Source organism: Streptomyces sp. NPDC058877, from assembly GCF_042742855.1.
Classification (GTDB): domain Bacteria; phylum Actinomycetota; class Actinomycetes; order Streptomycetales; family Streptomycetaceae; genus Streptomyces.
Genome location: NZ_JBHYMF010000276.1, coordinates 1 through 7,344, shown reverse-complemented (window position 1 = coordinate 7,344; position 7,344 = coordinate 1). Strand labels below are relative to the sequence as shown.

Sequence of the window (7,344 nt, the reverse complement as noted above, 5' to 3'; positions counted from 1 at the left end):
GTTGTGCGGCCCGCCCGGTCGGACGGCCGCACTCCCGGGGCGCCACCTCGACGGCGCCCCTCCCCTCCACGACCTCCTCGAACGGCGCGCGGCGGGGAACCTTCCTCCCGGTCGGAGCCGTACGCAACGAATCGACGCTCCGGTCGGGGATCGCGCAACGCTTCGGCGGTCGGTCCGCAACGCTGCCGCCTTGTCCCGGCCGAGTGCGAAACCGTACCGTTTTTTACGTCTTCTCCCCGTACTCCGAGCACCAAGGACCGCCCATGCCCGCGCTGCGCACCGCCCTGCTCCAGAGCTCCGGCGAGCTCGGTGACGTGGCCGCCAACCTCAAGGTCCTCGACGAGGCCGCCGCCCGGGCCGCGGCCGCCGGTGCCGGCCTGCTGCTCGCCCCCGAGCTGTTCCTCACCGGCTACGCCATCGGCGCCGACATGGCGCGTCTGGCCGAACCGGCCGACGGGCCCTCCGCCCGCGCCGTCGCGGTGATCGCCGCGCGGCACGGCCTGGCCATCGGCTACGGATATCCGGAGCGGGACACCGAGCAGCACGGCGTCCTGTACAACTCCGCGCAGCTCATCGGTGCCGACGGCGTCCCCCTCGCGCAGTACCGCAAGACGCACCTCTTCGGCGACTTCGAGCTCACCTGGTTCACCCCCGGCGACCGGGCCGTCGTCCAGGCGGAGCTCGACGGGCTCACCGTCGGCATGATGATCTGCTACGACGTCGAGTTCCCCGAGAACGTCCGGGCGCACGCACTGGCCGGCACGGACCTCCTCCTCGTGCCGACCGCGCTCATGCACCCGGCCGAGATCGTGCCCCTGTCCGTGGTGCCGGTCCGTGCCTTCGAGAACCAGCTCTACATCGCGTACGCCAACAGGACCGGCCCCGAGGGCGACTTCGAGTTCGTCGGGCTCTCCACCCTGGCCGGCCCCGACGGCACCCCCCGGGCCCGCGCCGGACGCGGCGAGGACCTCGTCGTCGGCGAGGTCGACCCGGCCCTCCTCGCAGCCTCCCGCGAGGAGAACCCCTACCTCCGTGACCGGCGTCCCGGCCTCTACGGCCCCCTCGTCTGAGCCCCCGCCCCCGCCTGCCCCACCCCCCTTTCCGCGCAAGGAGTCCGTACCCCATGACGTCCACGGTGCCCACGACCGCCGTTCCGCACAGCGACGGCCAGCCGCCGATCACGATGTTCGGTCCGGACTTCCCCTACGCCTACGACGACTTCCTCGCCCACCCGGCCGGCCTCGGCCAGATACCGGCCACCGAGCACGGCACCGAGATCGCCGTCATCGGCGGAGGCCTCTCCGGCATCATCGCCGCGTACGAGCTGATGAAGATGGGCCTCAAGCCCGTGGTCTACGAGGCCGACCAGATCGGCGGCCGGCTGCGCACCGTCGGTTTCGAGGGCACCGGTGCCGAAGGCCTGACCGCGGAGATGGGCGCCATGCGCTTCCCGCCGTCCTCCACCGCGCTCCAGCACTACATCGACCTCGTCGGCCTGGAGACCAGGCCCTTCCCGAACCCGCTCGCCGAGGCCACTCCGTCGACCGTCGTCGACCTCAAGGGCGAGTCGCACTACGCCGAGACCATCGCGGACCTGCCGCAGGTCTACCGTGACGTGGCGGACGCCTGGAACAAGTGCCTCGACGAGGGCGCCGACTTCTCCGACATGAACCAGGCCATGCGGGAGCGCGACGTCCCCCGCATCCGCGAGATCTGGTCCAAGCTCGTCGAGAAGCTCGACAACCAGACCTTCTACGGCTTCCTCTGCGAGTCCGAGGCCTTCAAGTCCTTCCGCCACCGCGAGATCTTCGGCCAGGTCGGCTTCGGCACCGGCGGCTGGGACACCGACTTCCCGAACTCCATCCTGGAGATCCTCCGCGTCGTCTACACCGAGGCCGACGACCACCACCGCGGCATCGTGGGCGGCTCCCAGCAGCTGCCGCTGCGCCTGTGGGAGCGCGAGCCGGAGAAGATCGTCCACTGGGCGCCGGGCACTTCCCTCAGCTCCCTGCACGAGGGCTCCCCGAAGCCGGCCGTGACCCGGCTGAACCGCACCGCCGGCAACCGGATCACGGTCACCGACGCCTCCGGCGACATCCGCACCTTCCCGGCGGCGATCTTCACCGCCCAGTCCTGGATGCTGCTGTCCAAGATCGACTGCGATGACTCGCTCTTCCCGATCGACCACTGGACGGCGATCGAGCGCACCCACTACATGGAGTCCTCCAAGCTCTTCGTGCCCGTCGACCGGCCCTTCTGGCTGGACGAGGCCGTCGACGACGAGGGGAACCCGACCGGCCGCGACGTCATGTCGATGACGCTCACCGACCGGATGACCCGCGGCACCTACCTCTTGGACGACGGCCCGGACAAGCCGGCCGTCATCTGCCTCTCGTACACCTGGTGCGACGACAGCCTGAAGTGGCTGCCGCTCTCGGCGAACGAGCGGATGGAGGTCATGCTGAAGTCGCTCGGCGAGATCTACCCGAAGGTCGACGTCCGGAAGCACATCATCGGCAACCCGGTCACGGTCTCCTGGGAGAACGAGCCCTACTTCATGGGGGCCTTCAAGGCGAACCTGCCCGGCCACTACCGCTACCAGCGCCGTCTGTTCACCCACTTCATGCAGGACCGGCTGCCCGAGGACAAGCGAGGCATCTTCCTCGCGGGCGACGACATCTCCTGGACGGCGGGCTGGGCCGAAGGAGCGGTGCAGACGGCGCTCAATGCGGTCTGGGGCGTGATGCACCACTTCGGGGGCGGCACCGACGCCACGAACCCGGGGCCGGGCGACGTGTACGACGAGATCGCCCCGGTCGAGCTGCCGGAGGACTGATCACCGGTACGCACACGGGGGTCAGGGCCTGGCGAGAGGGGTCAGCAGCATCCGCCCCACCAGGCCCACCGACCGGTCGAGGCGCTCGGTGAACTCCCCTGCGAACTCGGGGAGGCCGCGCAGTTGCCACAGCGACCGCGCGGCCAGCCAGGCGCCGTCCCTGGCCCGGTCCAGGCTCCAGCAGCCGAGCAGATGAGTGAGCGGGTCCGCGACCTCCAAGAGGTCCGGGCCCGGCATCAGTTCCTCCCGGATGCGCTCCTCCAGGAGGACGAGGACGTCGCCGACCCGGTCGAACTCGTCCTCCAGGTCGGCCGGTGCGCACTCCAGGGTCCGGCAGGCATCGACCACCGCGAGCGCCAGGTCGTGGCCGATGTGCGCGTTGATCCCGGCGAGCGCGAACTGCAGCGGCCGTACGCCGGGGTGGCGCCGGTAGTGGAAGAGGGGGCGCCAGCAGGCGGGGACGGGCCGACCGGTGGTGACGGCGTCGACGGCCGCGAGGTAGCGCTCGGCGAACCGCACGTCGAGGGTGGCGGCAGCCCGCCGATCGGCGAACGCGCCCGACTCGATCGCGTGACCGATCTCTTCGGTCACCGTCAGGTAGACCCGGTTGAAGACGGCGACGCCGTCGGAGGGATGCCACGCCGCGCGCAGTGCCCGCATCCGGTCCACCACGGGGTCGACCGCGACGAACTGCCCGAGTTCCTGCCCGATCCGCTGGGTCTGCACCATGGGGGCAGGCTTCCAGTCGCGGGACCGGGAGGGAACTCCTCCGGCCGGGCTTCCCCAGAACGGGCGAATCACTCGGCTCTTCGACGCGGCCTCCGGCCCCGTCCCGCAGGGGCTCGTAGCGGAAGTCCCGTGGCGTTTCCCGATCCTCGAAGCGGGCCGGGGCGAAGGCCCGCAGCACGTGGTGCCCGGTGGTGACGTCGGCTCGTGGCAGGGCCTCGTGGCCGACCGGCTCCGGAGGTCCCGGTCCCGTGCGCTCGCCGGGCAGGCCGAGGGCCCGCCCGCACCGCTCGCCGCCCGCGTCGAGGTGACGTCCACGGGATTCTTGATCGAGCCCGTGGGGGGCGGCGCTCTGAGCAGCGATGTGTGGCCTTCCCGGCCGTTGGGCCAGCCGATAGGTTCACCTCCATGGGATCATCACGGGCGGACGTGCACCATTCGGCTTCTTCCTGGCGGCAGCCCTCTCCTCCGGCGGCCTCCGTCGAGCGCGGCATGCTGGTCGAAGAGGTTGCCGAGCGCATCCTGGATCTCGGCCGAGGCCGCCTGCTCGTGGGAATCGACGGCTTCACCGCCGCTGGGAAGACGAGCTTCGGACATGAACTGGCCGAGCGGATCAGTGCTGCGGGACGGCCTGTTCTCCGGGCGACCCTCGACGACTTCAAGAAGCCGTGGAGGGACCGACACCTCTATGACCGGGAGTCCGGTGAGGGGTACTACCGGAACGCGTACGACTACGAGGCGGTCAAGCGTCTGTTGCTGGATCCCTGCCGGTCATCGGGAGCGGCGGCCTGTGCGTTGTGCAGCATCGACCCGCTGACCCAACGAGACCACTCGTCCGAAGTGACGCCGATCGGGGCGGACGCGGTGCTGATCGTGGACGGCGTCTTCGCTTTCCGCCCCGAGATCAACGCGTACTGGGATTTCCGCATCTGGCTGCAGGTGGATGCGGAACTGTCCGTTCGGCGGGGCGCCGAGCGTGACCAGGACTGGGCCGGCACCGAAGCCGAGTCGATCCACCGCAACAGGTATCTGGTCGCCGAGCGCGTCTACCTCCGAGAAGTCGACCCGTTGCCGTTGGCAGACGTCGTCATCGACAACTCGGTGTTCGCGCGTCCCCGGCGGCGGATGTGGAAGTCGGCGATCTCGCCGGAGTGAGGGCGTGGCCGAACGGGTGGTGGAGCCGGGGCCGTCGTGACCCCGGCCTACGCGACCGGGCCGGCACTCCGCGCGGGGGCCGGCGTCGACGGCGCCGCCTCGCGCCCCCCGGCCTTCAGCACGCCCGCGCCGCACACGAGCCCCAGGGTCAGCAGGGTGACCAGACCGAAGGAGACGACCAGTGAGGTGGCATCGGCGATGCCACCGATCGCCGAGGGGGCGATGAGGCCCGAGGTGTAGGTGATCGTGGCGACGCCCGCAATGGCTTGGCTGGGGTTCGGCCCGCTGCGGCCGGCCGCAGCGAAGGCCAGCGGGACGACGACCGCGATCCCGAGGCCGATCAGACCGAAACCGGCCATGGCGACCGCCGCGTGCGGCGCGAAGACCACCAGGAGACCGCCGAGGGTGGCGACGGCGCCCCCGACCCGTACGGTGCGGACCGCCCCGAAGCGGTCCACGACCCGGTCGCCGGCCAGGCGGGCCACCGACATCGTCAGGGCGAAGGCGGTGGTGGAGGCCGCTGCGGCCCCTGCCGAGCCGTCCAGCGCGTCCCGTAGGTAGACGGCCGACCAGTCGAGGCTGGCACCCTCCGCGAACACCCCGCAGAAACCGACGGCACCGATGACCAGGGCGGATTTCGGCGGCAGCGAGAAGCGCGGCGGCGCTTCTTCCTCCGGGGCACCGCGCACGTCGAGCACCCCCTGGCAGAAGACCAGGCCCAGCGCGGTGAGCACGAGGGCCGCGATCAGGTGGTGGAGCCGGGCGTCGCCGCCGAGGTGGGCGGCGACCGTGCCGGCGGCGGAGCCGAGCAGGGCGCCCACGCTCCACATGCCGTGGAGGCTCGACATGATGGACCGGTCGAGCCGGATCTCGGTCTCCACGCCCAGTGCGTTCATCGCCACGTCGGACATGCCGGCGGTCGCCCCGTACACGAAGAGCGCGCCGCACAGCCCCCAGACGTTCGGGGCGAGCGAGGGGAGCGTGAGGGAGAGCGTCCACAGGGCGAGCAGGCCGCGCAGCGCCGTGCGCCCGCCGAAGCGGTGGGAGACGGATCCGGCGAGCGGCATGGCGAGGGAGGCGCCGAGCGCCGGGAAGGCGAGCGCGAGTCCGAGCTGTCCGGCGCTGGCGCCCGCGTGCTCCTGGATCCAGGGAATCCGGGTCGCGAAGCTGCCGGTGACCGCGCCGTGGACGCAGAAGACGGCGGCTACGGCGAGGCGCGCCCGTCGGAGGTGCTCGGTGCTGGTGACGGTCCGCGCCGCCATGGGCCCTCCCGGGGGTCGTGGTGTGTCGCGTAAACTATCAGGAACCTTGCCTGATAAATAGATTCCGGGGGAGGCCCAGCCCTCCGCGAGTCTGAGAGGATCGCCGCATGGCCGCATCCCCGAGCACCGCACGGGCCATCAACGACCGGCTCGCCCTGCGACTGCTCCAAGACGAAGGTCCGTTGACGGCCGCTCAGCTCAAGACGCTCACCGGACTCTCCCGCCCGACCGTCGCCGACCTGGTCGAGCGCCTCCAGGATTCCGGCTTGGTGCACGTCGTCGGCGAGGCCGGGGCCGAGCGCCGCGGCCCCAACGCCAAGCTGTACGGGATCGTCGCCGACCGCGCGCACCTCGCCGCCCTCGACGTCCGCACCCGTTCGGTCTCCGTCACCGTCGCCGACCTCCTCGGTGCCACCCTCGCCGAGGCCACCGTGCCGGTGGGCGACGAGGGCGGCACCGCACCCGCCGTCGAGAAGGCGGTGGCGCTCCTGGAGCGGACCGCGAAGGACGCGGGTGCCGACCGGCTGCACAGCGTGGTCATCGGCGCCCCCGGCCTCATCGACCCCACCACCGGTGAGCTGCGCGACTCCTCGGGGCTGCCCGCTTGGCACCGGCTGCTCGTCACCGTCCTGCAGGAGCGCCTCCCCGCCCGCGTCCTCGCCGAGAACGAGACCAACCTCGCCGCCGTGGCCGAGCTCCGTGAAGGCGCGGCCCGCGACCGGGAGGACTTCGTCCTGTTCTGGCTCGGTCAGGGCGTCGGTTCCGCCGTGGTCCTCGACGGAAGGCTCCGGCGGGGGGCCTCGGGCGGAGCCGGCGAGATCGGCTTCCTGCCCGTTCCCGGCACCTCGGGGTTGCCCTCGGCCACCGGCTGCGACGGCGGTTTCCACGAACTCGCCTGCGTGGCGGCCGTCCGGGCGCTCGCCGCGACCCACGGGGTCGATCCGGTCGAGGCGCTCGCCGAGGGGCACGGTCCCTTCGTCGAGGCCCTCGCCCACCGCCTCGCGGTCGGTGCGGCTGCGGTCGTGTCCGTCCTCGACCCCGGCTGCGTGGTCCTCGGAGGGGAGACGGGACACCGGGGAGGAGCGGAACTCGCCGCGCGGGTCGGGGCCGAGCTCGCGGCCCTGTCACCGCTCCGCACCGAGGTCCGCGCCACGGCCCTCGGGGACGCGGCGGTCCTCCGCGGAGCCCTGCTCCGGGCCCGGGACGCGGCGCAGGAGCAGCTGTTCCCCTAGGGCGTGCTCCGTTCCGGGGCGTGGGCCTCCGTGTGCAGCGATGACGGTCGAAGGGCTCCTCCCGGTCGGAGCGCTCCGTCGTGCGGCCCGCGCCCTTCGGGCCGTGCGCACGCGGACGCGCCGCGCCCCGGAC

The 7,344-nt window shown here is 72.0% G+C and carries 6 protein-coding genes; 4 read left to right on the top strand and 2 right to left on the bottom strand.

Annotated features, from left to right (window positions below; all coding sequences use genetic code 11):
* The first annotated feature begins 263 nt into the window (after positions 1 to 263).
* Positions 264 to 1,070, top strand: coding sequence for a carbon-nitrogen hydrolase family protein (locus ACFW2Y_RS33595; protein ID WP_384886872.1), 807 nt, complete (start codon positions 264 to 266; stop codon positions 1,068 to 1,070).
* A 53-nt stretch (positions 1,071 to 1,123) separates the two neighbouring features.
* Entirely contained in the window at positions 1,124 to 2,836 is a 1,713-nt protein-coding gene (locus ACFW2Y_RS33590; RefSeq protein WP_384886869.1) for a flavin monoamine oxidase family protein, read from the top strand.
* Between the two features lie 21 nt (positions 2,837 to 2,857).
* Here the strand turns inward: ACFW2Y_RS33590 and ACFW2Y_RS33585 are convergent, their stop codons facing one another.
* Positions 2,858 to 3,565, bottom strand: a complete 708-nt coding sequence (locus ACFW2Y_RS33585; protein WP_384886865.1) for a DUF5995 family protein — start codon at positions 3,563 to 3,565, stop codon at positions 2,858 to 2,860.
* 405 nt (positions 3,566 to 3,970) lie between these two features.
* Between ACFW2Y_RS33585 and ACFW2Y_RS33580 the strand changes: the two genes are divergently transcribed.
* The gene (locus ACFW2Y_RS33580; RefSeq protein ID WP_384886862.1) at positions 3,971 to 4,717 is read left to right on the top strand and encodes a uridine kinase; all 747 of its coding nucleotides are present in this window, start codon (positions 3,971 to 3,973) and stop codon (positions 4,715 to 4,717) included.
* A 47-nt stretch (positions 4,718 to 4,764) separates the two neighbouring features.
* Here ACFW2Y_RS33580 and ACFW2Y_RS33575 read toward each other — a convergent pair whose 3' ends face one another.
* On the bottom strand, positions 4,765 to 5,979 hold the full coding sequence (locus tag ACFW2Y_RS33575) for an MFS transporter (protein ID WP_384886859.1): 1,215 nt from the start codon (positions 5,977 to 5,979) through the stop codon (positions 4,765 to 4,767).
* A gap of 107 nt (positions 5,980 to 6,086) precedes the next feature.
* Between ACFW2Y_RS33575 and ACFW2Y_RS33570 the strand changes: the two genes are divergently transcribed.
* Positions 6,087 to 7,211, top strand: a complete 1,125-nt coding sequence (locus ACFW2Y_RS33570) for an ROK family transcriptional regulator (RefSeq protein ID WP_384886856.1) — start codon at positions 6,087 to 6,089, stop codon at positions 7,209 to 7,211.
* The last annotated feature ends 133 nt before the right edge of the window (positions 7,212 to 7,344 follow it).